Here is a 26,061-nt window from a genome sequence, read left to right as displayed (position 1 = left end):
ACCACGGGGTGTCCGAGCCATGTCCATACCGCCTCCGTCCTACCAGAACCAGCCCCACCATCCCTACCAGCAACCGCCGCACGGCCACCCGCAGGCGCCCCGGGGGCCGCAGCGCCCGCAGCCGGCGGGCCCGGTGCGGATGCTGATCACCGCTGTCGTCGTCCTCGCCGTCTTCGGCGGTGGAGCCTGGTACGTCTGGGACTACAACACCAACCCCGACGGCGGCAAGGCCAAGAAGGAAGCCGCACGGGTCGCGCAGTTCGAGGAGAACAAGAAGTACGACCCGAAGACCGGTGACTGCGTCAAGGTGCAGGACCCCGACGGCGAACCCCTCCCGGTGATCGTCGACTGCGGTTCCCCCGAAGCGCAGTACAAGACGGGCGAGAGGCTGTACGGCCCCGGCAAGAAGTGCCCCTCGACGTACGACTACGGCATCCAGTACTCGGCCAGCCGGGGTGCCGACTACACCCTCTGCTTCACCAAGGTCTGACCTTCCGCCCGCCTCCGTCCGCCGCGCCGCCGACGGTCTGCGGGGCCGCCGCCACGGGTGACGGAGAACAGCGGCACGGCCGGGACACGCCTCCCAAATACCGCCTCTAGCCATATGACCGTGTTCATATGAGGAAAAGGGGCTGTTCGGCGGGGTATGGGGGGCGTTCCGGGATGACGGTTTCACGACGTGGGATCCGTGTGCAGGTACTCGGCCCGGTGCGATGGGTTCCGTCGCACGGTCCCGCCCTCTCCCCGGGAGCCCCGGGGCCGCAGGCCCTGCTCGCCGCCCTGGCGCTGCGGGCCGGGCACCTCGTGTCCGTCGACCAGCTGATCGACGACCTCTACGACGACGAACCACCGGTCACCGCACGCCGGGTGATCGTCAACTACGTCCACCGCCTGCGGTCCCGGCTCGACGCCGCATCGTCCGCCGAGTCCGCCGAGTCCGCCGACTCCGGCGCAGCGGCGGCCGGCCGGTCCGGCAAGGTTCCGGCTCGCCGGCCCGGCGGCCGGGGGACGTCCGTCATCGAGTCGGTCGCCGGCGGTTACCGATTACGCCTGCCCAACGACTCCATCGACACCCTCCGGTTCACCGCGCTCGTCGAAGAGGCCCGGCTGGCCTCGTCGGGAGGAGACCCGGCGACGGCCGTGGCGCTCCTCGAAGAGGCGCTGGGCCTGTGGCAGGGGTCCCCGCTCGCCGGGGTGCCCGGCCCCTTCGCCGACGCCCAGCGGCGCGCCCTGGACGAGCAGCGGGCGTCGGCCACCGAATCCCACCTGGAACTCCTGCTCCAGTGCGGCCGGCACACCGCCGCCATCCCCGGCACCCTCGCCGCCCTGGAGGTCCACCCGTACCGGGAACGGCTCTACGGCACGCTGATGCTGGCCCTGTACCGGTCCGGCCGCAGCGTCGAGGCCCTCGCCACGTACGACCGGGCCCGCGCGGTCCTGGCGGACGAACTGGGCATCGACACCGGATCGGCACTCAAGGAACTCCACGCCGCGGTGCTCTCCGGGGACCCCGTCCTCCTGGAGGTGCCCGACCCGGCCCCGGCCACGGTCGACAAGACCGCCCCGCCGACCGACGACGGCCCCGTGCCCGGCCTCACCCTCCCTCGCCAGCTCCCCCCGCCTCCCGCGGACTTCGTCGGGCGCGCGGAGGAGGCCGCCCGCCTGGCCTCGGCACTCACCGACGGCGAGGACCACGCCGTGGTCACCGTGACCGGCATGGGAGGGGTCGGCAAGACCTCGCTGGCCCTGCGGGCCGCGCACACCGTCGCGCAGCACTTCCCCGACGGCCAGCTGTACGCGGAGCTGCGCGGAGCGGACGGCACGCCGGTCGATCCGGCGGACGTCCTGGAGCGCTTCCTGCTCGCGCTGTCGATTCCGCCCGGCCGCATACCGGTCCGGGCGGACGACAGGGCAGCCCTCTTCCGCACCCTCGCCTTCAACCGGGCGATGCTGATCGTCCTGGACAACGCGGCCGGCGCCGAGCAGGTCCGGCTCCTGCTGCCGGGCGGGTCACGCAGCGCCGTCCTCATCACGGCCCGCGCTCTCGCCTCGATGCCCGCCACGCTCCGCCTGCCGCTCGAAGGGCTCAGCGGAACGGACGCGTTCACCTTGCTGAGCCGGCTCGCCGGGCCCGGCCGGATGGAGCGGGAACCGCAGTCGGCCGCGGCGCTCGCGACCACGTGCGGCCGCCTGCCGCTCGCCCTGCGGGTCACGGCGGCCCGGCTGGCGGCCCGGCCGTCCTGGTCGGTCGCGGAGATGGTCACCCGGCTCTCGGACGAGGTCAGGCTGCTGCGCGAACTGCGCGTGCAGGACCTGTCCGTCGAGGCGGCCTTCGAGCTGTCGTTCGCCCAGCTCGACCCGGAGCAGAGCCGGGCGTTCATGATGCTGTCCCTGCCGCACAGCCTCGACTGGTGCGTCCCGTCGGCGGCGGCGGTCCTGTGCCTGCCGGAACTCGAGACCGAGACGGTCCTGGAGTCCCTCGTGGACGCCGCGCTGCTGGAGACCCCGGCTCCGGGCCGCTTCCGCTACCACGACCTGGTCGGCGTCTACGCCAGAGCCAAGGCGTGCGCCGGCCTGGCCGAGAGCGAGCGCCTCGACGCCGTCCTCCGGACGCTCGACTACGCGGCGGCCAGCGTCGTCAGCGCCGTGCGGGCCACCCATCCGCTGGGCGGTCCGCTGACGCGCGAAGCCCATCCGCGACGCTCCGCGGGCGCCGACCTGAGCGTCCCGTCCGAAGCCGTCGACTGGGTGCGCCGGAAGATGCCGACGCTCGCCGCCCTCGCCGAACAGGCCGCGACGACCGGGTCCCCGGACGGCATCGCCCACGGGGTGGACATCCTCGCCCTCCTCCCCGCGTTCGAGGGGATCCTGCCCCTCGCCGTGGCGGTACGGGCGGCCACCGAACTCGTGCCCGCGGCGGAACGCTGGTGCGACGAGGACACCACCGGCACCGCCTACTACGCGGCCGGAGTGCTCCACCGCAACCGGGCCTCCTCCTCCAAGGCCGAGCGCTATCTCACGCGGGTGCTCACGCTCTTCGGGGACGAGCCCTCCGTCACCGGGGGCATCCGGCGGTTCCTGTGCGTCCTGTTCGCCCTGTCGATGCTGTCCGATCTGCATCTGCAGTGCGGGGACTTCGACACCGCCCGCCACTACGGCCGCAGGGCGGTGTCCCTGGCCGGGACGACCGGTGACGACGGACTGGTGTCGCGGAGACGCACCATCCTGCTGCAGATCGAGGTGCGGGACCCCGGCCGCCGCACGCCCCTGTCCCGCCTCAGGGACGAATGCCGGGCCCTGGCGACCGCGTTCACCCACGACAACGACCGCGAGTCCTTGTTCGCTGTACGCCTGGCGGAGGCCGAGAGCTACCTCCAGGAGCGGTGGTACGTGCACGCGGCGAAGCTGTACGGCGAACTCCTGGACCGGATCCGGGTTGAAGGCGGGATCCGGACGGAGACCGAGTGCCGCTGCCGGCTGGCCGAGACGCTGCTGGCCACCGGCGACACCGCCGCCGCCCTGGAGCACGCCTCCCAAGCGCTCTCCGGAGCCCTGCTGGCGCAGGAGAACCTGCTCATGGCGCGCAGCCACCGGATCCTCGGCAGTGCCCTGCGCGCGGTGGGCGACACGGCGGCGACGGAACACCTCGCCGAGGCGGCGAGTCTGCAGTCCGAACTGGGGCTGGGGCTCCGCGCCCTGACCTGCCTGCCAGAAGAAGACCTCCGGGCGGACAGGGGGCGTCCGCTCAGGGGGCTGGAACACGCGCGGCTACGAGGTCAGCCGCCGGTCGGCTGACCTCGTAGCCACCGTCGGCCGTCCTACGGCCGTTCGCCGGCGCACCAGGCGGCGATGACCGGCCCCAGCCGGGCCAGGTGGCGGGGCTGGGTCAGTTCGCCGTGGAGCCCCGCGACCGGGTGCACACGCACCGTTCCCGTCACATGGGACCGCCACGCCTCGGGCCGCGGTGAGGCGTCCGTCTTCCCTTCGGTGGCCTCGATCAGGAGCACGCTCCCGTCGAACACGCCGGGTGTGAAGACGTCCAGCATCCGCGCGTTGTCGGTGAACACGCGCGTCACCGCCTCCAGCTTCCCCTCGCCGAGCAGCGCGAGCGGGCTGTCGGGCGCCGCGGCCGCGGCCGGGTCGTGCCCCAGCGACTCGAAGACCTCACGGACGGTGCCGGGGTCCCCGGGGCTCGCGTCCGCCTCGGTGGGAGACCCGGTGGGGACGCTCGGGTAGCCGTCCATCAGGACGAGGGCCGCCACGTCCTCCCCCTCCTCCTGGAGCCGGACGGCCAGGTGGTGCGCCACGACACCTCCGAAGGACCAGCCGAGCAGCGAGTACGGGCCGTGCGGCTGGACGGACCGGACCAGGGTCAGGTAGTCCTCCGCCATCTCCTCGACGCTCCGGGGCGCCGCCGTCTCGTCGCTGAGACCTCGGGCCTGGAGGCCGTAGACGGGCCGGTCGTGGTCCAGGTGGCGCAGCAGCCCGGAGTAGACCCAGCTGATGCCGGCGGCGGGGTGGACGCAGAACAGCGGTGCGGGTGCCGTGCCGCCGTCCATGCTGTCCTTGCCCTTGCGCAGGGGCAGCAGGGCGGAGAACGGGTCGTCACCGCCGCCGGTGGCCAGCCGCTCGGCCAGGCCCGCGACGGTCGGCGCGTCGAACAGGTCGCGGATGCCGATCTCCACGCCGAGAGCCGTACGGGCCCGGCCGACCAGCTGGGCGGCCTTGATGGAGTGCCCGCCCAGTTGGAAGAAGTCGTCGTCGACGCCGACTTGCGGGACGCCGAGGACCTCGGCGAAGACCGTGCACAGGACCTGCTCCTGGACGGAGCGCGGACCACGGCCGCCGCCCTCGCCCCGCGCCTCGGGGGCCGGCAGCGCGCGGTGGTCGAGCTTCCCGTGCGGGGTCATCGGCAACGCGTCCAGGACGACGACCGCAGCGGGGATCATGTGCCGCGGCAGCAGGCCGGTGAGATACCGGCGCAGTTCCGCCGGTTCGAGTGTCTCGTGCTCGTCGAGGACGGCGTAGGCGGTGAGGCGGATGTCGCCGGGCTGGTCCTCGCGTGCGATGACTGCGGCTTGGGCGACGGCTTGGTGGGTGGTGAGGGTGGCGGCGATCTCTCCGGGTTCGATGCGGAAGCCGCGGATTTTGATCTGGTCGTCGGCGCGGCCCACGTACTCCAGGACGCCGTCGCCCCGCCAGCGGGCGAGGTCGCCGGTGCGGTACATGCGTTCGCCGGGGGTGCCGAAGGGGCAGGCGACGAAGCGCTCGGCGGTCAGTCCGGGGCGGTTGACGTAGCCGCGGGCGAGCCCTGCACCGGCCACGTACAGCTCACCGACCACACCGGGGGGGACCAGGCCCAGCCCGGCGTCGAGCACGTAGGCACGGTGGTTGCCGAGCGGCCGGCCGATGACCGGGCGCCGGTGGCGGTCCACCCGTGCGTACGTCGTGTAGACCGTGCACTCCGTGGGGCCGTAGGTGTTGTACGTGACCGTGCCCTTGGCCGACGCCTCGCCGAGGTCCGCCCACAGTGCCTCGTCGACGGCCTCACCGCCGATCTCCAGGAAGGAGGGGCGGGAGGGCCGGTCGTCCGCGAGCAGCCCCAGCTCCAGCAGCTGCCGGCAGTACGTCGGGGACATCTCCATGTAGTCGACGCCCGCGGCGGCCGCGTAGTCGACCAGTGCCTCGGGTGAACGGCGCGTCTCGTCGTCCACGAGGTGCAGTTCGTGACCGGCCAGCAGCCAGATCAGCGGGCTCCACGCGGCGTCGAAGGTCGTCGCCCCCGTCAGCGCGGCCCGCAGGGGGCGCTCGCCCAGGGCGGCCGGCAGGTCGGCGTAGACCTCGCCGACGTGCTGGTGGAACAGGTTGGTCAGGGCCCGGTGCTCGACCAGGACGCCCTTGGGGCGGCCCGTCGACCCCGACGTGTAGACGATGTACGCCGGGTGCTCGGGGAGCGGCGGCGTGGCGAGGTCGGCCGGCGCGAGGTCGCTGTCCGACTGCTGTGCCGTCGCGGCGCGGACCGACGGGTCGTCGAGGGCCAGCACCGTGATCGGCGCCTCGGGATCCGGTGTCAGCCCCTCGGCCCCCCGCCGGTCGGTGAGCAGGACGGACGGCGCGGCGTCGGACAGGATGAGCCCGATCCGGTCGGCCGGGTACTCCGGGTCGACCGGGACGTAGCAGGCACCGGCCTTCATGACGGCCAGCAGGGCCACGACGAGCTCGGCCGACCGCGGCAGCAGGGCCGCCACACCACGGCCGGGACCCACCCCGCTGCGGGCCAGCAGCCGGGCCAGGCGGTTCGCCCGGGTGTTCAGTTCCGCGAAGGTGAGGGTCTCGTCGCCGGCCACCAGGGCGGTGGCCTCCGGCGTCCGCCGCACGTTGCCTTCGAACACCTCGGGCAGCAAGCGTGCGTCCGGCAGAGGGCGAGCCGTGTCGTTCCACTCGGTGACGATCCGGTCCCGCTCGTCGGCACCGAGCAGTTCGAGGGAACCGAGGGGTGCGTCCGGGCTCGTGGTCACGCCTTCGAGGAGCAGCCGCAGGCGGTCCGCCATCGACTGCGCGGACGCCCGGTCGAACAGGTGCGCCGCGTACTCCACGGACCCGGTGACGCCCGTCGGGGCCCCGGCGCTGTCATGCCCCTCGCCGAAGGTGAAGTCGAGGTCGAACTTGGGCGCACTCGCGGCGAACGGCTCGGCATCGACCGTCAGGCCCGGCAGGTCGACGGTGCCTTCGGCGTTGTTCTGGAGGACGAGCATGGTCTGGAAGAGGGGGTGCCGGGAGCTGGAACGGTCGGGGTTGATCTCTTCGACGAGTCGCTCGAAGGGGACGTCCTGGTGGGCGAAGGCGGCGAGGTCGGTTTCGCGGACCCGTCCCAGCAGTTCGCTGAACGAGGGGTCACCGGACACGTCCGTCCGCAGGACGAGGGTGTTGACGAAGAAGCCGACGAGGTCGTCGAGTGCTTCGTCGGAGCGGCCGGCGACGACGGTGCCGAGGGGGATGTCGGTTCCCGCGCCGAGGCGGGACAGCAACGCCGCCAGCGCTGCTTGCAGCACCATGAAGAGGGTCACACCGTGCTGCCGGGCAAGGCCCTCCAGCCGGGCGTGCAGGTCGGCGTCGAGGTGGAACTCCACCAGCCCGCCCCCGGAGGCCTCCGCCGAATCCTCCGCAGGAGTCGTCGGCAAGGTCAGTTCCCGGGGGGCGCCGGCCAGCGCCTGCCGCCAGTAGGCGAGCTGGTCGTCCAGCACCTCGTCCAGCAGGGTCCGCTGCCAGAGGGTGTAGTCGGCGTACTGCACCGGCAGGGGTACCCAGCTCGGCTCCGCCCCCGAGCGCCGGGCGCGGTAGGCCTCGGCCAGGTCCGTGAGGAGAGGGCGTTCGGACCAGCCGTCGCTGGCGATGTGGTGGAGGGCCAGGACGAGGACGGACTCGGCCTCGCCGAGGGTGAGGAGCGTGGCCCGGACGGGTATCGCGGTCTCCAGGTCGAAGGGCGCGCACACGGCGCCGGTGACGTGTTCGGTCAGCTGTTCTTCCGTGCATGCGACCACGGTGAAGTCGACCCGTACGTCCTCGGGGCGCAGGACGTGCTGCTGCGGCTGGCCGTCGACGGCGGGGAAGAGCGTACGGAGGGCCTCGTGCCGGCCGACCACGTCGTTGAGCGCTGAGTGCATGGCCTGTACGTCGAGGTGGCCGTGCAGCCGGAAGGCCAAGGGCGAGTTGTAGGTGCCTTGCCTTTCGAAGCGTTCCAGGAACCACAGACGCTGCTGAGCCGACGACAAGGGCAGCACGTCCGGCCGTTCGGCGACCCGTCGCAGTGCTGTCCGCGTGCTCGCGGCACCGTCGAGTCGCTCGACGAGACCCGCGACGGTCGGGGCGTCGAACAGGTCGCGGATACCGATCTCCGCGCCCAGCACCGACCGGACCCGGCTGATCAGCCGCGTCGCCAGCAGCGAATGGCCACCGAGGACGAAGAAGTCGTCGTCGATGCCGACAGCCGGGGTCGAGAGGACCTCGGCGAAGACACCGCAGAGGATCTCCTCCCGCGCGGAACGCGGGCCACGGCCCTCCCCGTCGCCGCGGGCCTCCGGGGCCGGAAGGGCACGGCGGTCGAGTTTGCCGTTCGGGGTGAGCGGCAGCGCGTCCAGCACCATGACGGTGGCCGGGACCATGTGCCGGGGGAGGAGCGCCGCCGCGTAACGCCGTAGGGCGGCCGGTTCGAGTGTCTCGTGCTCGTCGAGGACGGCGTAGGCGGTGAGGCGGATGTCGCCGGGCTGGTCCTCGCGTGCGATGACGGTGGCTTGGGCGACGGCTTGGTGGGTGGTGAGTACGGCGGCGATCTCTCCGGGTTCGATGCGGAAGCCGCGGATTTTGATCTGGTCGTCGGCGCGGCCCATGTATTCGAGTGTGCCGTCGGGGCGCCAGCGGGCGAGGTCGCCGGTGCGGTACATGCGTTCGCCGGGGGTGCCGAAGGGGCAGGCGACGAAGCGCTCGGCCGTGAGACCAGGGCGGTTCACATAACCGCGAGCCAATCCGGCGCCGGCGACGTACACCTCACCAATCACACCGGGGGGCACGAGCCGCAGGCTGTCGTCGACTACGTAGGTGCGTTTGTTGCCGATCGGGCGGCCGATGGGCAGTTGCGCTGTGGTGAGGTCGTCTGCGGTGACCGTGTGGCAGGTGGTGAAGCCCATGCTTTCGACGGGGCCGTAGCCGTTGCCGACGCGTAGATCGGGGTGGAGTTGGAGGACTTTGGCGACGTGGGCGACGGAGCCGACTTCGCCGCCGGTGAAGGCGACGCGTACGCCGTGGAAGGCCCCGGGGTGTTCGTCGACGAGGTGGTTGAAGAGGGTGGCGGAGAGCTGGAGCATCGTCACACGGTGCGCAGCGACCAGGCGTTCGATGGTTGCCGGCTCGGGGTTCTGGCCGGGTTGGAGGATGCAGGTGGCGCCGTGGAGCAGGGCTCCGAAGAGTTCGAGGGCGAAGCCGTCCCATGAGACCGGTGAGCACTGGAGAAACACTTCGTCGGGGCCAAACCGGCCGTAGTCCTGGCCCAGGTAGGTGCCCAGGAGGGCGCGGTGGGAGGTGGCCACGCCCTTGGGGCGTCCCGTCGAGCCGGACGTGAACATCACACACGCCACGTCGGTGGGGTGCGCTTCGCGGACCTCCGGTGTGCTCGCCGTACCCGTCAGGGCGTCGACGCACACCGTGGACACCCCGGGGCCGGTGACGGCGTCGCTCAGCCCGCTGCGCGTCACCACCAGGTCGACCCCGGCCTCGGCGAGGACACCGGCCACTCGTTCCGCCGGGAAGTCCGGGTCCAACAGGGTATATCCGGCCCCGGACTTCAGTACCGCCAGCAGCGCGACCACCATGTCCACGCCGCGCTCAAGATGGACACCCACCACTCCACCCCCGCCCGCAACCCACGGCGCGAGCAGGTCGGCTCGCTCGTTCAGCTGCCGGTAGGACACGTGCTCGTCCTCGAAGACCAGCGCGACAGCGTCAGGAGCCCGGCTTGCCTGCTCCTCGAACACTTCGTGCAGCGTGCGGTCCAGCACCTGCGCCGGCACCCGGTCCGTGTCGTTCCACACGGACACGATCCGGTCCTGCTCCTCGGCGCTGAGCAACTCGACCGAGGCCACCGGTGCTTCGGGCCCGGCCGCCGCACCCGCCAGCAGCCGCACCAGACGATCCGCCATCGACTGTGCCGACGCCTGCTCGAAGAGGTCCGCTGCGAACAGCAACTCCCCTCGGATCCCCGCTGGAATCCCGGAGCCGTCCCGCTCCTCCACGAACGCGAAGCTCAGGTCGAACTTCGCCGGGATCGAACCGGCCGACTCCGCGTCCACGGACAGGCCCTCAAGCTCGATGCGTCCTTCGGAATTGTTCTGGAGGACGAGCATGACCTGGAACAGCGGGTGGCGTGCCCCCGACCGGTCGGGGTTGAGCTCCTCGACCAGCCGCTCGAACGGCACGTCCTGGTGGGCGAACGCGGCGAGGTCGGTCTCCCGGACCCGGTCCAGCAGCTCACCGAACGACGGGTCACCCGACACGTCCGTCCGCAGGACGAGGGTGTTGACGAAGAAGCCGACGAGGTCGTCCAAGGCCTCGTCCGAGCGGCCCGCGACCACGGTGCCGAGCGGGATGTCCGTTCCGGCGCACAGCCGGGACAGCAGGGCGGCGAGCCCTGCCTGAAGCACCATGAACAGGGTCACGCCGTGCTGGCGGGCGAGGTCGTTGAGACGGGTGTGCAAGTCGGCGTCGAGGGCGAACTCGACCAGACCGCCGTCATGGCTGGCCACCGCCGGCCGGGGGCGGTCGGCCGGCAGGGCAAGCTCCTGTGGGGCGCCCTTCAGCGTCTCCGACCAGTAGGCGAGCTGGTCGTCGAGCACCTCGTCCAGCAGCTCCCGCTGCCACAGGGTGTAGTCGGCGTACTGTACCGGCAGCGGCTCCCACGCCGGAGGCGCACCCGCGCACCGCGCCCGGTAGGCCGCCGTGAGGTCCTCGAACAGCGGCCTCTCCGACCAGCCGTCGCTCGCTATGTGGTGCAGCGTGAGGACGAGCACGGACTCGTCCTCACCGAGGGTGAACAGCGCGAAACGTATCGGCATCGCCGTCGCCAGGTCGAACGGGGCGAACGCCGCCTCCGCGACGCGCTTCGCCAGCTGCTCCTCCGTGCACTCGGCGACCGTGAAGTCCACACGAAGGCCGTCAGGGCGCAGGACGTGCTGGTGGGGTTCGCCGTCGACGGCGGGGAAGACGGTGCGCAGCGCCTCGTGACGGCCGACCACGTCGTGGACCGCTTCCCGCAGAGCGGACACGTTCACCCGGCCCCGCAGCCGGAGCGCGAAGGGCGCGTTGTACGTGGCCTCCTGTTCGAAGCGTTCCAGGAACCACAGCCGGTGCTGCGCCGGCGAGAGGGGAAGCACGTCGGGACGTCGGCGCGACGTCAGTGCCGGACGGACCTCACCCGCCGCGACGTCCAGCCGTTCGGCCACGGCCGCGACGGTGGGGTTGCGGAACAGGTCGCGAATGCCCAGTTCCATGCCCAGCACGGAACGGACGCGGCTGATGAGGCGGGTCGCCAGCAGTGAATGACCGCCCAGAGCGAAGAAGTTGTCGTCGACGGCGACGACCGGGGTGCCCAGCACTTCGGCGAAGAGGCCACAAAGGATCTCTTCCCGCGCCGACCTCGGGCCCCGGCCACCGGACCGCCCGGCGCCCGTCGCGACCTCGGCCTCCGAAGCCGCCGCCTCCTTCGCGAACCCGGACCGCATCCGCTCGGTCCGCGCCAAGCACACCTGCTCCGACTCCACCGAATCGAAGACCGGCAACGATCCGATGCGGGCTTCCGGGGTGGCTGCCGCGCCCTCCAGGAGCAGTCGCAGGCAGTCCGCCATCTGCTGGGCGCTGGACCGGTCGAACAGGTCCGTGGCGAACAGCACCGACCCGCTGATGCCCGTCGGGGTTCCGGTGCCGTCCCGCCTCTCGGAGAAGGTGAAGTCGAGGTCGAACTTCGAGGGGACCGACCCATGGGACTCCTCTTCGACGGTCAGCCCGGGTAGTGCCAAGTCCCCTCCGGCGTTGTTCTGGAGGACGAGCATGGTCTGGAAGAGGGGGTGGCGGGAGCTGGACCGGTCGGGGTTGACCTCCTCGACCAGCCGGTCGAAGGGGACGTCCTGGTGGGCGAAGGCCGCGAGGTCGGTGCCCCGGACGCGTGCGAGCAGCTCACTGAACGTGGGGTCGCCGGTCAGGTCCGTCCGCAGGACGAGGGTGTTGACGAAGAAGCCGACGAGGTCGTCGAGTGCTTCGTCGGAGCGGCCGGCGACGACGGTGCCGAGCGGGATGTCGCCGCCCGCTCCCATACGGGAGAGAAGGGCTCCCACGCCGGCTTGCAACACCATGAACAGCGTCACACCGTGCTGACGGGCCAGGTCCTCGAGCCGGGAGTGCAGGTCGGCGTCGAGGGTGAACTCCAGCAGACCGCCTTCATGGCCGGCCACCGCCGGCCGGGGGCGGTCGGCCGGCAGGGCAAGCTCCTGCGGGGCACCCTTCAGGGTCTCCGACCAGTAGGTGAGCTGGTCGCCGAGGACCGCGTCCAGGAGCGCCTGGTGCCAGAGGGTGTAGTCGGCGTACTGCACCGGGAGGGGCGCCCAGGCCGGCTCCGCTCCGGAGCACCGGGCCTCGTAGGCCACGGCGAGGTCGTTGAGGAGGGGGCGTTCGGACCAGCCGTCGCTGGCGATGTGGTGGAGGGTGAGAACGAGGACGGACTCGGTCTCGTCGAGGGTGAAGAGAGCGGCCCGGAGGGGGATTCCCGTCTCCAGGTCGAACGGGGTGAACGCCGCCACCGACATCTGCTCTGCCAGCTCCTCGGCATCGCACGGCGTGACGGTGAAGTCCACCTGTACGTCCTCAGGGCGCAGGACGTGCTGCCGGGGGTGGCCGTCGACGGCGGGGAAGAGCGTACGGAGCGCTTCGTGGCGGCCGACCACGTCGCTGATCGCCGTGCGCAGGGCCGCCGTGTTGAGGTGGCCGTGCAACCGGAAGGCGAAGGGCGAGTTGTAGGTGGCCTGCTTCTCGAAGCGTTCCAGGAACCACAGCCGGTGCTGCGCCGACGACAGGGGCAGCACCTCCGGGCGTTCGGCCACCTGAAGTGCTGCACGGGCGCCGGCGGCGCCGTCGAGTCGCTGGGCGAGGTCGGCGACGGTCGGGGCGTCGAAGAGGTCACGGATGCCCATCTCCGCTCCGAGCACCGACCGGACGCGGCTGATGAGGCGGGTGGCCAGGAGGGAGTGGCCGCCGAGGTCGAAGAAGCTGTCGTCGATGGTGACGTGGTCGGTTCCGAGGATCTCCGCGTAGAGGTCGGTGAGTGTGCGTTCCCGGTCGGTGCGGGGTGTGCGTCCTTGGGTTGATGCGGTGAAGGTGGGGGTGGGGAGGGCGCGTCGGTCGAGTTTGCCGTTGGGGGTGAGGGGGAGTGCGTCGAGCAGCATGACGGCTGTGGGGACCATGTGCCGGGGAAGCGAACGGGCTGCGTAGCGGCGCAGTTCTGCCGCATCGATGGTCCCGTGGTCGTCCGGGACCGCGTAGGCGACGAGTCCCGTGCCGCCGGGCAGGTCGTCCCGTGCGATGACTGCGGCTTGGACGACGGCGTGGTGGCTGGTGAGTACGGCGGCGATCTCTCCGGGTTCGACGCGGAAGCCGCGGATCTTGATCTGGTCGTCGGCGCGGCCCATGTATTCGAGTGTGCCGTCGGGGCGCCAGCGGGCGAGGTCGCCGGTGCGGTACATGCGTTCGCCGGGGGTGCCGAAGGGGCAGGCGACGAAGCGCTCGGCCGTGAGACCAGGGCGGTTCACATAACCGCGAGCCAATCCGGCGCCGGCGACGTACACCTCACCGACCACGCCGGCGGGCACGAGCCGCAGGTTGCCGTCGACTACGTAGGCGCGTTTGTTGCCGATCGGGCGGCCGATGGGCAGTTGCGCTGTGGTGAGGTCGTCTGCGGTGACCGTGTGGCAGGTGGTGAAGCCCATGCTTTCGACGGGGCCGTAGCCGTTGCCGACGCGTAGATCGGGGTGGAGTTGGAGGACTTTGGCGACGTGGGCGACGGAGCCGACTTCGCCGCCGGTGAAGGCGACGCGTACGCCGTGGAAGGCCCCGGGGTGTTCGTCGACGAGGTGGTTGAAGAGGGTGGCGGAGAGCTGGAGCATCGTCACACGGTGCGCAGCGACCAGGCGTTCGATGGTTGCCGGCTCGGGGTTCTGGCCGGGTTGGAGGATGCAGGTGGCGCCGTGGAGCAGGGCTCCGAAGAGTTCGAGGGCGAAGCCGTCCCATGAGACCGGTGAGCACTGGAGAAACACTTCGTCGGGGCCAAACCGGCCGTAGTCCTGGCCCAGGTAGGTGCCCAGGAGGGCGCGGTGGGAGGTGGCCACGCCCTTGGGGCGTCCCGTCGAGCCGGACGTGAACATCACACACGCCACGTCGGTGGGGTGCGCTTCGCGGACCTCCGGTGTGCTCGCCGTACCCGTCAGGGCGTCGACGCACACCGTGGACACCCCGGGGCCGGTGACGGCGTCGCTCAGCCCGCTGCGCGTCACCACCAGGTCGACCCCGGCCTCGGCGAGGACACCGGCCACTCGTTCCGCCGGGAAGTCCGGGTCCAACAGGGTATATCCGGCCCCGGACTTCAGTACCGCCAGCAGCGCGACCACCATGTCCACGCCGCGCTCAAGATGGACACCCACCACTCCACCCCCGCCCGCAACCCACGGCGCGAGCAGGTCGGCTCGCTCGTTCAGCTGCCGGTAGGACACGTGCTCGTCCTCGAAGACCAGCGCGACAGCGTCCGGAGTCCGCCTCGCTTGCTCCTCGAACACTTCGTGCAGCGTGCGGTCCAGCACCTGCGCCGGCACCCGGTCCGTGTCGTTCCACACGGACGCGATGCGATGCCGTTCACCAGCGCTCAACAGGTCATGGGAACCGACCGGCGCCTCGGAGTCGAGGGCCGCACCCGTCAGCAGGCGCACCATGCGCTCCGCCATCGACTGGGCGGACGCCTCGTCGAAGAGGTCCGTGGCGAACAGCAGCTCTCCCCGGATGCCCGCCGGAACGCCGGTGTCGTCCCGTTCCTCCGTGAAGGTGAAGTTCAGGTCGAACTTGGCCGGAGACGCGTGCACCGGCTCCCGGGCCGATGTGAGGCCCGCCAGCTCCAGCTCGCCCTCGACGTTGTTCTGGAGGGTGAAAAGTACCTGGAAGAGGGGGTGGCGGGAGCTGGAACGGTCGGGGTTGATCTCTTCGACGAGTCGTTCGAAGGGGACGTCCTGGTGGGCGAAGGCGGCGAGGTCCGTCTCCCGGACGCGTGCGAGCAGTTCGCTGAACGTGGGGTCGCCGGTCAGGTCCGTCCGCAGGACGAGGGTGTTGACGAAGAAGCCGACGAGGTCGTCGAGTGCTTCGTCGGAGCGGCCGGCGACGACGGTGCCGAGGGGGATGTCGGTTCCCGCGCCGAGGCTGGAGAGGAGTGTGGCGAGTCCGGCTTGGAGGACCATGAAGAGCGTGGCGCCGTGTTGGCGGGCGAGGCTCTCCAGGCGGGCGTGGAGGGTGGCGTCGAGTGTGAACTCCACCTGGCCGCCTTCGTGGCTGGCGGTGGTGGGGCGGGGGTGGTCGGTGGGCAGCGCGAGCTCTTGCGGTGCGCCGGACAGGGTCGTGGTCCAGTACGCGAGCTGGCTGGCGAGGACCTCGTCGAGCAGGTCGTGCTGCCACAGGGTGTAGTCGGCGTACTGCACCGGCAACGGCTCCCACACCGGAGCGGCACCCGCGCACCGCGCCTGGTATGCCAACGCCAGGTCCGCGTAGAGCGGGCCTTCGGACCAGCCGTCCGTGGCGATGTGGTGCAGAGCCAGCAGCAGGACCGACTCCTCGTCCCCCACCACGAACAACGTTCCCCTCAGCGGGATCTCCCGTTCCAGGTCGAACGGGATGAGGGCCGCGTCAGTGAGTCGCCGGGCCAGTTCCTCTTGGTCCGTACACTCCAGCACGGTGAAGTCCACGGAAGCGTCCGCGGCGTCGAGCACATGCTGCTGCGGCTGGCCGTCGACGGCGGGAAACACCGTACGCAGCGTCTCGTGCCGGCCGGCTACATCGCCGATCGCCGTCCGCAGAGCATCGACGTCCACGGGGCCGCACAGCCGGAACGCCAGCGGAACCTGGTACGTGGCCTGCTTCTCGAAGCGTTCCAGGAACCACAGCCGGTGCTGCGCCGACGACAACGGCAGCACTTCGGGACGCGTCCGTACCGTCAGCGCCATACGCGCTTCCGATGCGGCGTCCAGCCGTTCGGCCACACCGGCGACCGTCGGGTCACGGAACAGGTCGTGGATGCTGAGCTCGGCGCCCAGCAGGGTCCGGACGCGGCTGATGAGGCGGGTGGCCAGGAGGGAGTGGCCGCCGAGGTCGAAGAAGCTGTCGTCGATGGTGACGTGGTCGGTTCCGAGGATCTCCGTGTAGAGGTCGGTGAGTGTGCGTTCCCGGTCGGTGCGGGGTGTGCGTCCTTGGGTTGATGCGGTGAAGGTGGGGGTGGGGAGGGCGCGTCGGTCGAGTTTGCCGTTGGGGGTGAGGGGGAGTGCGTCGAGCAGCATGACGGCTGTGGGGACCATGTGCCGGGGAAGCGAACGGGCTGCGTAGCGGCGCAGTTCTGCCGCATCGATGGTCCCGTGGTCGTCCGGGACCGCGTAGGCGACGAGTCCCGTGCCGCCGGGCAGGTCGTCCCGTGCGATGACTGCGGCTTGGACGACGGCGTGGTGGCTGGTGAGTACGGCGGCGATCTCTCCGGGTTCGATGCGGAAGCCGCGGATCTTGATCTGGTCGTCGGCGCGGCCCACGTACTCCAGGACGCCGTCGCCCCGCCAGCGGGCGAGGTCGCCGGTGCGGTACATGCGTTCGCCGGGGGTGCCGAAGGGGCAGGCGACGAAGCGCTCGGCGGTCAGTCCGGGGCGGTTGACGTAGCCGCGGGCGAGCCCGGCACCGGCCACGTACACCTCACCAATCACACCGGGGGGCACGAGCCGCAGGCTGTCATCGACTACGTAGGCGCGTTTGTTGCCGACCGGACGGCCGACGGGCAGCTGGCTCGCTGCGAGGTCTTCGGGTGTCACCGTGTGGCAGGTGGTGAAGCCCATGCTTTCGACGGGGCCGTAGCCGTTGCCGACGTGGAGGTCCGGAAAAAGGTCAAGGATCTTGGCGACGTGCGCGACCGATCCCACCTCGCCGCCGGTGAAGGCGACGCGTACGCCGTGGAAGGCCCCGGGGTGTTCGTCGACGAGGTGGTTGAAGAGGGTGGCGGAGAGCTGGAGCATCGTCACACGGTGCGCAGCGACCAGGCGTTCGATGGTCGCCGGCTCGGGGCTCTGGCCGGGTTGGAGGACGCAGGTGGCGCCGTGGAGCAGGGCTCCGAAGAGTTCGAGGGCGAAGCCGTCCCATGAGACCGGCGAGCACTGGAGAAACACTTCGTCGGGGCCGAACCGGCCGTAGTCCTGGCCCAGGTAGGTGCCCAGGAGGGCGCGGTGGGAGGTGGCCACGCCCTTGGGGCGTCCCGTCGAGCCGGACGTGAACATCACACACGCCACATCACCCGGGCGCGCGTCACGGACTGCGGGCTTGCTCGGCGCACCCGTCAGGGCGTCGACGCACACTGTCGACACCCCCGGGACGGAGACGGTGTCGCTCAGGCCGCTGCGGGTCACCACCAGGCGTACGTCGGCCTCGGCGAGAACCCCGGCGACCCGTTCCGCCGGGAAGTCCGGGTCCAACAGGGTGTATCCGGCACCGGACTTCAGCACCGCCAGCAACGCGACCACCATGTCCACGCCGCGCTCAAGATGGACACCCACCACGCCACCCCCGCCCGCAACCCACGGCGCGAGCAGGTCGGCTCGCTCGTTCAGCTGCCGGTAGGACACGTGCTCGTCCTCGAAGACCAGCGCGACAGCGTCCGGAGTCCGCCTCGCTTGCTCCTCGAACACTTCGTGCAGCGTGCGGTCCAGCACCTGCGCCGGCACCCGGTCCGTGTCGTTCCACACGGACACGATCCGGTCCTGTTCCTCGGCGCTCAACAGGTCATGGGAACCGACCGGCGCCGCGGGGTCGGCCGCCGCACCCGCCAGCAGCCGCACCAGACGATCCGCCATCAGCCGTGCCGACGCCTGCTCGAAGAGGTCCTTCGCGAACACCAGCTCGCCGCTGATGCCCGACGGAAGTCCGGCGTCGTCCCGTCCCTCCACGAAAGCGAAGTTCAGGTCGAACTTCGCCGGCGCCGCCTCGATCGCCTCCCGGGCCGTCGCCAGGCCGGGGAGTTCCAGTCGGCCTTCCGTGTTGTTCTGGAGGACGAGCATGACCTGGAACAGCGGGTGGCGTGCCCCTGACCGGTCGGGGTTGAGCTCCTCGACCAGCCGCTCGAACGGCACGTCCTGGTGGGCGAACGCGGCGAGGTCGGTCTCCCGGACCCGCTCCAGCAGCTCACCGAACGACGGGTCACCCGACACGTCCGTCCGCAGCACCAGCGTGTTGACGAAGAAGCCGACCAGATCGTCGAGTGCCTCGTCCGACCGGCCGGCGACGACCGCGCCCAGGGGGATGTCGGTGCCGGCGCCGAGGCGGGACAGCAGCGCGGTGAGTCCTGCTTGCAGCACCATGAACACGGTCACGCCGTGCTGCCGTGCCACTCCTTCCAGGCGCGCGTGCAGCCCCGCGTCCAGCTCGAACCCGACGACACCGCCTTCGTGGCTGGCCGTGGCGGGACGGGCGCGGTCCGTCGGGAGGGCCAGCTCCTGGGGTGCGCCGGCCAGTGTCTTCGACCAGTAGGCGAGTTGGTCGTCGAGCGCCTCGTCCAGCAGCTCCCGCTGCCACAGGGTGTAGTCCGCGTACTGCACCGGCAGCGGATCCCACACGGGAGCACCGTCCGCGCACCGCGCGCGGTACGCCGTCCCCAGGTCCGCGAAAAGAGGTTCCTCCGACCAGCCGTCACCCGCGATGTGGTGGAGCGTCAGCAGCAGGACCGACTCCTCGTCGCCCACCCTGAACAGGGTGACCCTGAGCGGCAGGTCACGCTCCAGGTCGAAGGCGGTGAACGCCGCGTCCGAGACCAGCCCCGCCAGCTCCTGTTCCCCGCACTCCACCACGGCGAAGTCGACCCGCGCGTCCTCCGCGCTCAGCACCACTTGCCGCGGCTCGCCGTCGACGCCGGGGAAGACCGTCCGCAGCGCCTCGTGGCGTCCCACCACGTCCGTCACCGCGGCCCGCAGCGCGACCGCGTCGACCTCGCCGCGCAGCCGGAAGGCCAGCGGCAGGTTGTAGGTCGCCTGCCTCTCGAAGCGTTCCAGGAACCACAACCGGTGCTGCGCCGACGACAGGGGCAGCACCTCGGGGCGTTCCCGGGACGTCAGTGCGGTCCGTGCCCCCTGTGCGTCCTCCAGCCGTCCGGCGAGCTCCGCCACCGTCGGTGCCTCGAACAGCGCCCGCACGGGGATCTCGACGCCGAGCACCGCCCGTGCCCTGCTGACGAGCCTGGTCGCCAGCAGGGAGTGGCCGCCGAGGTCGAAGAAGCTGTCGTCGATCGTGATCCCGTCGACGCCGAGCACGTCCGCGAACAGCCCGGTCAGGGCCCGTTCCCGCGCGGTGCGCGGCGTCCGCCCGCCGGTGGCCGCCCGGTAGCGCGGTGCCGGCAGGGCGCGGCGGTCGAGCTTGCTGTTCGGGGTGAGCGGCAGGGCGGCGAGCGTCACGATCGCCGACGGGATCATGTAGTCGGGCAGGGCGGCGGACGCCTGCTCGCGCAGCGCCGCCGGGTCCAAGGGGGCGTCTCCGGACGGTACGACGTAGGCGACCAGCCGTTGGTCGCCCGGCTGGTCCTCGCGGACCACGACCGCGGCCTGGGCCACGGCGGGGGACCTGAGGAGCGTCGTCTCGACCTCACCGAGCTCGATCCGGAAGCCGCGCAGCTTCACCTGGTCGTCGGTCCGGCCGAGGCACTCCAGGTCTCCGTCGCGGTTCCACCGGGCGAGGTCGCCCGTGCGGTACATGCGGGTGCCCGGAGCGCCGAACGGGTTCGCGACGAACCGTTCGGCGGTCGTGGCGTGCTTGTGCCAGTAGCCGTAGGCGACGCCGTCGCCGGCGATGTACAGCTCGCCGGCCGTCCCCGGGGGGACCGGCCGCAGTTCGCCGTCGAGGACGAACACCTGGGTGTTGGCGATCGGGCGGCCGATGACGACGTCGCCGGCCACCCTCGCCCGCGTCGAGTAGATCGTCGTCTCGGTCGGCCCGTAGAGGTTGGTCACCTCGGCCGCCGACTCCCCGAGGAGCGCCGCCAGGTCGGGCGGCAGGGCCTCGCCGCCCACGACGACCCGCAGGCCGCGTACGGCCTCGGGGGCCTGCGCCAGCAGCCCGCGCCACAAGGTGGGCGTGGCTTCCGCGATCGTGACGCCGCGGCCTGACAGGAGCGCGGCGAGGGCGTGCGGGTCCCGGGCGGCCTCCCGTTCGACGAGGACCACGGCGGCCCCCGAGATCAGCGGCAGGTAGAAGTCCAGCCCGGCCATGTCGAACGCCGCCGACGCCATCGCGCCCCAGCGGTCGTCCGTGCCCAGCCGGAACCAACCGGCCATGGAGGTCAGGAAGTTCACCAGTGCGGCCTGGCCGACGAGGACGCCCTTGGGGCGTCCCGTCGACCCCGACGTGTAGATCACGTACGCCGGCAGCCGGGTGTGGCCGGTGACCGCCGGCGGGGCCGCCGCCCGGCAGTCCGCCAGCTCGTCCACGGTGAGCACGGGGAGCGAGGGGAGGGCCGGCAGGGCCGCCGCCATGTCGCCGTGGGTGATGACGAACGCCGGGGCGGCGTCCTCGAGCATGTAGGCGATCCGGTCCGCCGGGTATTCCGGGTCGACCGGCACGTACGCCGCGCCGGACTTCTGCACGGCGAGCAGCGCCACCAGCAGGTCGGTCGTCCGCGGCAGCAGGACGCCCACGAAGCGGCCCGGGCCCGCGCCGCGTTCCACCAGCAGGTGGGCGAGGCCGTTCGCCCGCTCGTCGAGCTCGGCGTACGACAGGTTGCCGTCCGCGCAGACGACGGCGGTCGCGTCGGGGGTCCGGGCCGCCTGGGCCGCGAACAGCTCCGGCAGGGAGCACCCGGCCGGTTCGCACACGGGGCCGTGGGACCACTCCGTGAGCCGCTCCCACGCGTCGGGCGCCACGGCCTCGCCCCCGCCGCCCGGCAGGCCCCCCAGAGCCCTCCTCCAGTACGCCGACCGGCTCCTCAGCACGTCGTTCGCCTTGTCGTCGGGGTGAGTCATGACGCTCCTCGATACCAATCGTGATGTCGTACAGCTGGGAGGGGGCCCTGGAGGGGGGCGGGTTCAGCGGTGCGGTCAGCCGGCTGTGGCGGACCGCGGCATCAGGTCCGTCCAGTTCCGGTCGACGAAGGCGAGGCAGGCTTCCCGCGTGTCCTCGTCGTGGGCGACGGTCCAGCCCTCGGGCCCGGCGATCCGCGCCGGCCAAAGGGAGTGCTGGTTCTCGTCGTTGACCAGAACGACGTAGCAGGCCTCGGGGTCCTCGAACGGGTTGCTCATGGCCGGTGGTCCTTTCCTGGAAGGTGGGTCGCGTACGGGCGGGCGTACGCGTGGGGTGGTGGATCAGTGGGCGGGTGTCGTGCCGGTGCCGTCGGGGGCCCACACGTCCTCGGGGCCGAGGGCGCCGGGCGCGTACTTGCCCAGGGCACTGATCAGCAGCCGCAGTTCGAGGAGCAGGCAGGAGACGAGCCGGTCGAGGCCGTCGTCGGGGTTCTCGTCGACGGCCAGCAGCGCCGCTCGCCCGAGGCCGGCCGCGCGGGCGCCGAGCGCGAGGCTCCTGGCGACCCGGCCGCCCTCCCACATCCGGCCGGACACCAGCAGGCAGTGACGTTCCTCCCAAGCGCGCATCCGCTGGAGGCACTCGCCCAGGGGGAGGCCCACGTGGTCGAGGAAGGACAGCGGCGCCCAGCCGCTGCCGCCCTCCGCGCCGTCGACGGTGACGGCGTCGGCGCCGGCTTCCCAGGCGACGGCTGCCGCCCGGCGCACGTCGCGGCCGGGCGGCAGCTTCACCCAGACCCGGGCCCGCGGATAGTTGTTGCGCATCAGCCGGATCTGCTGCCGCAGGATCTCCTCGGTGAAGGTGCCGGGGCTGCTGGAGCGCAGGACGTGCCGGCCGTCGCCGTAGACGTCGTCCGTCGTGTAGTGCTCGGCGAGGCGGACGGCCGACGCCGTGTCGACGACGGTCATGCCGCCCAGCCCGGGCTTCGCGCCCTGCCCCACCTTGAGCTCGAAGGCCAGGCGGCCGGAGTCCAGCAGCTTCTGGGCCGACGGTGCGCTGTAGAGGAGGTTCCACACCTCGGCGTCCGCGTCCTCGGTGCTCTGCTGGAACGTGACGCCGCCGAAACCGTCGGGGACCTCGCTCTCGTAGGCGCTCAGCCGGGCGAGCATGCCGCTCTCGCCGTCCGAGCCCCGGTACCCGACGGTCGGGACGATGTTCTCGCCGACCACCATGGGGATGCCCAGCCTGCCGGCCTGCCGGCTGACGGCGGTGCCCAGCCCGGAGGCGGCCACCTGGGTGGAGCCGAACGCGGAGACGTACAACGGCGCGGTCGACCGGAAGCCGCCGACGGTGGTGGCCAGGTCGACGTCGCCGTAGTGCGGCTCCCGGGCCAGCTCGATCAGCTTCTCCAGCCGCTGCGGCACGAAGACCGGGGGCACCAGGCGCAGGCTCTCCAGGGCGTCCCCGGGCCGGCCGGCCCGCGGTGTGCCCTCGGCGCCGAAGAGCCGCCGGCCGTAGTCCTCGCGCCGGGGGAAGGCGGCGGCGGCGCCGTCGCGGGCGCGGGCCCGGACCTGCTCCTCCGCGAAGCCCCCGGCCGTCAGGACGCGCGTCACGCCGACACCACCCCGGGGGTCTTCGGGAAGGGGGTGGCCTGCCACACGGCGTCGAGCCCGGCGACGTAGCGGGTCAGCCGCTCGACGCCGATGCCGAAGCCGGCGCTGCCCGGGATGCCGGCACGGACCATGTCCAGGTACCAGGCGTACTTGGCCGGGTTCTCCCCGGTCTCCCGCATCCGGGCGATGATCCGGGCGTAGTCGTACTCGCGCTCGCTGCCGCTCATCAGCTCGCCGTAGCCCTCGGGGGCGATGAGGTCGTAGTTGCGCAGCACCCCCGGCCGGTCGGCGTCCTCACGGTCGTAGAAACCGCGGGAGCCCTTCGGGTAGTCGGTGATGAAGAACGGCCTGTCGGCCTGCGCGGAGAGCAGCGCCTCACCCTCCCAGTCGATCTCGGCGTCGGGATTCTGGTCGTGCCCGAGGCGTGCCAGGTGGGCCACGGCCTCCTCGTGGGTCGTCCGGTCGAACGGCGCGTCGTTCTTCAGGAGGGCGGCGAACGCCTGCGGGTCCCGGCCGAGCCGGGCGAGGTCGTCGGACATCTCCTCGACGACCGCGGTGACGGCCTGGACGACGATGTCCTGGGCGACGCCCATGGCGTCCTCCCGTGAGGCGCCGGCGATCTCGACGTCGAGCTGGCGGAACTCGACCAGGTGGCGGCTGGTGTTGGCCGTCTCCAACGGTTCGAGACGGACGTTCGGAGCCACGCAGAAGATCTTGTCGAAGGCCAGCAGCGACGCCTGCTTGTAGAGGATGGCGCTGGTCATCAGCTTGTAGCGGTGGCCGTAGAAGTCGATGTCGATCTGCTTGGAGCCGCGCCCGCCGGGGTCGGTGACCGGGCCGATGATCGGGGGCATCAGCTCGACGAAGCCCTGCCCGGTGAGGTGCTCGCGGGCCGCCTGGACGATGCGGTTCTGCACGCGCACCACGGTGCGGGTCACCGGGTCCTGCAGGTGGGCCGGGAGGGTGGGGCGAGGCTGGTCGGCTGTGGTGTCACTCATGGTTTGTCTTCCCCTGGTTTCACAGAATGAGGTGGACGCGCCGGCCGGGCTGCCGGGCGTGGCGGACGGCTGCGTGGTCGAAGGAACGCTGCACGCAGGACAGCGCGTCGAGGAGGTCGGAGGCCGTCATCCGGCCGGTCTCCGCGGTGCGCCCGGCGGTGCGGATGGGCAGCGCGCCGGTGTCGGACCAGCGCAGCCGCCCGTCGGGGGCGATGTAGCTCCTGGTGCGCCCCATGTTGTCGGCGTGAAGGCAGTACGGCACGTCCAGGAGGCCGCGGGCGAACGCCTCCTGGAGGGCCGCGCCGGGGTCCTCGTGGAGGCCGAGGATCGTGGTGACGATGCTCAGGGACTCGTCGAACACCTCCAGGGTGTCGGCGTCGTCCGCGGTCTCCGCGTCCGCGGCGGCCGCGAGACCTGCGGCGCGGGCCTGCCGGTCCGCGTCCGCCGCCGCTTCCAGCGCCTCGATGTTGTCGGCGACCGAGGCGATGCGGTGTGCCTCCGCCGCGGTCTTCACGATGAGCCGCTCCGCGCCGGTCCGTACGGCGATGTCCACGGACTGCTCCAGGAGCAGCCGCGCGCCGGACGCCGTGCGCGGGTAGACGCCCATGTAGGTGTAGACGACGACGTGCCAGTCGACGTCCGGCATGAACAGCCGGGCGAGGCGGCGCAGCGCCCGGACCGCTCCGCAGTCCTGCTCGGCGTTGGTCTGCTGCGCGTAGCTGAGCGAGATGCTCCGCACCCCGTGCCAGCGGAAGAACAGCCCTTCGAGCAGGCTGATCGCCACCAGCAGGCTCGGTGGGCACAACTGGCCGAGCATGCACCCGCCGAAGGTCTCCACGTGGGGTTCGCAGCCGGGTCCGCGGGAGTCGGTCATCAGCCGGCAGGACTCCTCCCAGTTGCGCACCGAGTCGCGCAGGGAGATGCGCCCGTAGGGGAGGCAGTAGGAGACCGGACCGCCCTCGGTGGCGTCGAGACCGGCCCTCAGCGACGACGCGATGATGTCCTGCGGGCGCGCCGAACCGTGCCGGACCTGGATCGGGAAGTCACGGCCGAGCAACCCCTCGACGACGGCCTTGTTGGTCGGCGTGCCGTGCACGACGATCGGGTAGCCGTTGAGGTCGGCACCCTCGGCCAGCGCCTGGCGGGCCGCGTCGAGTTCTCCGACGCGGGTGTAGCTGTCCAGGGTGATGGTGCCGATCGAGGTGGCGTCGGCACGGTGGACGTCGACGAGCCCCGCCCGCATCACGCCGGGGTCGCCGAACCCCATCCTGGGCTGGACCACCAGTCGGCCGGCGGCACTGGAGCGGGCGACGAAGTCCCCGAACAGGCTCCGCGGCACCTCCCCGGGGCCGGTCACCGCGCCGGGCTCGTCGCCAGGACCCCGCGGTTCGTACGGGCGCGGTGACCGGCCACCGCGCGGACGAAGTCCTGGAAGCCCTGGAGGTCGACGGGGTCGAGGAAGACGGCGGAGAAGCCGGCGGCGAGGAGCCGCCGCGTGACCTGCTCGGCACCGCCGCCGTGGGCACCGTCCGCGGTGACGCCGCGGGTGCCCAGCTTCCCGCCGATCACGATGGGTGTGGCGGCGAGTTCCGGTGCGGTGCGCAGGGCGGCGATGGCCCGCAGCCCGTCGCTCTCGCCGTGGCCGTTGACACTGCTGAGCACGAGCAGGTCGGGGGCCCGGTAGGCGTACCTCGTCACCAGGTCCGCGCCCCCGATGCAGGGGCCGGCGTTCTCCACGCGGTGGCCCCAGTCCTCCAGGAGCAGCTGGAGATAGACCAGGTTCCATGTGTGGGAGTCGGACTCGGTGCCGCTGACGACGACGTCGAGGCCGCCGGCCGGGGTCATGCCGCCACTCCGGCGGAGGCGTTGAGGGCCGCGATGTGGGTGGGGAGCCGGCGCCACGTCTCGGGGGTGTAGAAGTGGCCGCCGGGCAGCACGTCGTGGCGGAAATCGCCTTGTGCCACGCCGCGCCACTGCTCGCCGGCGTCGCTCTCGATGACGGGGTCGTCGGCGGCGGAGAGCATCTGGAGGGCGGCCCGGACCTTGGCGCCGGGCGTGTAGTGGAAGCTGTCCCGGACCTTGATGTCCGCGCGCATCAGCTCCAGGGCCATGCCCTCCAGGTCGGGATCGCCCACGACGTGCTCGGGCATGAGCCCGTGGCTCGTCATCCACGTCATCAGCTCGGTGTCCGACTGGTGCTGGGCCGGGAACATGTCACGCTCGGTGAGGCCGCGGTCGGGGGCGTTGCAGGAGGAGACGACCAGGGCCTCGGGTCCCTGGGCCCCGCCGCGCTCGATCCTCGTGGCGACCTCGAAGGCCATCCAGCCGCCCATGCTGTGGCCGAAGAGGACGTACGGCCGGTCGATGGCGGACAGCACGGTGGCGGTGGCGTCGTCGGCGAGTTCGTCCCAGTCGGTGGCGCAGTCCTCCAGGAAGCGGCCTTCACGGCCCGGGTAGCAGACGGCTGCCAGCGCGGTGCGCGGCGGCAGGGACTCGTTCCACTGGTGGTACGCCGCCGTTCCGCCGCCGCAGAAGCCGAGGCAGATGAGCGTCCGCTTGGCGTCCTGCGGGGTGTGGATGCGGATTACTTTGGTGTCTTGGTTGGCGTTCACGGTGGCCCTTTCGGCACTCTG

Annotated in this window: 9 protein-coding genes; 2 read left to right on the top strand and 7 right to left on the bottom strand. The window is 71.7% G+C overall.

All coding sequences use genetic code 11. From position 1 onward, the window contains the following. Nucleotides 1–19: 19 nt before the first annotated feature. Both CYQ11_RS03650 and CYQ11_RS03645 read left to right on the top strand, forming a co-directional pair. Nucleotides 20–490 carry an LppU/SCO3897 family protein gene (locus CYQ11_RS03650; protein WP_099198160.1) on the top strand — a complete coding sequence of 157 codons (471 nt, stop codon included), beginning with the start codon at nucleotides 20–22 and terminating at the stop codon, nucleotides 488–490. 218 nt (nucleotides 491–708) lie between these two features. After that, nucleotides 709–3,795 (top strand): AfsR/SARP family transcriptional regulator, encoded by a 3,087-nt coding sequence (locus CYQ11_RS03645; RefSeq protein ID WP_240003232.1) that lies wholly within the window; start codon nucleotides 709–711, stop codon nucleotides 3,793–3,795. 23 nt (nucleotides 3,796–3,818) lie between these two features. Here the strand turns inward: CYQ11_RS03645 and CYQ11_RS03640 are convergent, their stop codons facing one another. From CYQ11_RS03640 to CYQ11_RS03610, 7 genes are all read right to left on the bottom strand, one after another. Then, on the bottom strand, nucleotides 3,819–20,822 hold the full coding sequence (locus tag CYQ11_RS03640; protein WP_099198158.1) for a non-ribosomal peptide synthetase: 17,004 nt from the start codon (nucleotides 20,820–20,822) through the stop codon (nucleotides 3,819–3,821). Between the two features lie 75 nt (nucleotides 20,823–20,897). Further along, the gene (locus CYQ11_RS03635; protein WP_099198157.1) at nucleotides 20,898–21,098 is read right to left on the bottom strand and encodes an MbtH family protein; all 201 of its coding nucleotides are present in this window, start codon (nucleotides 21,096–21,098) and stop codon (nucleotides 20,898–20,900) included. 63 nt (nucleotides 21,099–21,161) lie between these two features. Further along, entirely contained in the window at nucleotides 21,162–22,430 is a 1,269-nt protein-coding gene (locus CYQ11_RS03630) for a glutamate synthase-related protein (RefSeq protein ID WP_099198156.1), read from the bottom strand. Then, complete coding sequence (locus CYQ11_RS03625) at nucleotides 22,427–23,428, bottom strand: asparagine synthetase A (protein WP_099198155.1); 1,002 nt, start codon at nucleotides 23,426–23,428, stop codon at nucleotides 22,427–22,429. Before CYQ11_RS03625 ends, CYQ11_RS03630 begins: the two co-directional genes overlap by 4 nt. 19 nt (nucleotides 23,429–23,447) lie before the next feature. Further along, nucleotides 23,448–24,785 carry a methylaspartate mutase gene (locus CYQ11_RS03620; RefSeq protein WP_240003231.1) on the bottom strand — a complete coding sequence of 446 codons (1,338 nt, stop codon included), beginning with the start codon at nucleotides 24,783–24,785 and terminating at the stop codon, nucleotides 23,448–23,450. Beyond that, complete coding sequence (locus CYQ11_RS03615) at nucleotides 24,782–25,273, bottom strand: response regulator (protein WP_099198154.1); 492 nt, start codon at nucleotides 25,271–25,273, stop codon at nucleotides 24,782–24,784. The genes CYQ11_RS03620 and CYQ11_RS03615 overlap by 4 nt, the downstream gene beginning before the upstream one ends. Continuing rightward, a complete protein-coding gene (locus CYQ11_RS03610) occupies nucleotides 25,270–26,040 on the bottom strand; it encodes a thioesterase II family protein (RefSeq protein ID WP_099198153.1) in 771 nt (256 codons plus the stop codon). Before CYQ11_RS03610 ends, CYQ11_RS03615 begins: the two co-directional genes overlap by 4 nt. Nucleotides 26,041–26,061 lie beyond the last annotated feature (21 nt).

This window comes from Streptomyces cinnamoneus, assembly GCF_002939475.1.
Taxonomy (GTDB): domain Bacteria; phylum Actinomycetota; class Actinomycetes; order Streptomycetales; family Streptomycetaceae; genus Streptomyces; species Streptomyces cinnamoneus_A.
This window is presented reverse-complemented; position numbering and strand designations above follow the sequence as displayed.

What these genes read in the sequence shown, in the direction of transcription:
- CYQ11_RS03650 (WP_099198160.1), top strand. Translation starts at nt 20, where the DNA reads ATGTCCATACCGCCTCCGTCCTACCAGAACCAGCCCCACCATCCCTAC.
- CYQ11_RS03640 (WP_099198158.1), bottom strand. Translation starts at nt 20,822, where the DNA reads ATGACTCACCCCGACGACAAGGCGAACGACGTGCTGAGGAGCCGGTCG.
- CYQ11_RS03635 (WP_099198157.1), bottom strand. Translation starts at nt 21,098, where the DNA reads ATGAGCAACCCGTTCGAGGACCCCGAGGCCTGCTACGTCGTTCTGGTC.
- CYQ11_RS03625 (WP_099198155.1), bottom strand. Translation starts at nt 23,428, where the DNA reads ATGAGTGACACCACAGCCGACCAGCCTCGCCCCACCCTCCCGGCCCAC.
- CYQ11_RS03615 (WP_099198154.1), bottom strand. Translation starts at nt 25,273, where the DNA reads ATGACCCCGGCCGGCGGCCTCGACGTCGTCGTCAGCGGCACCGAGTCC.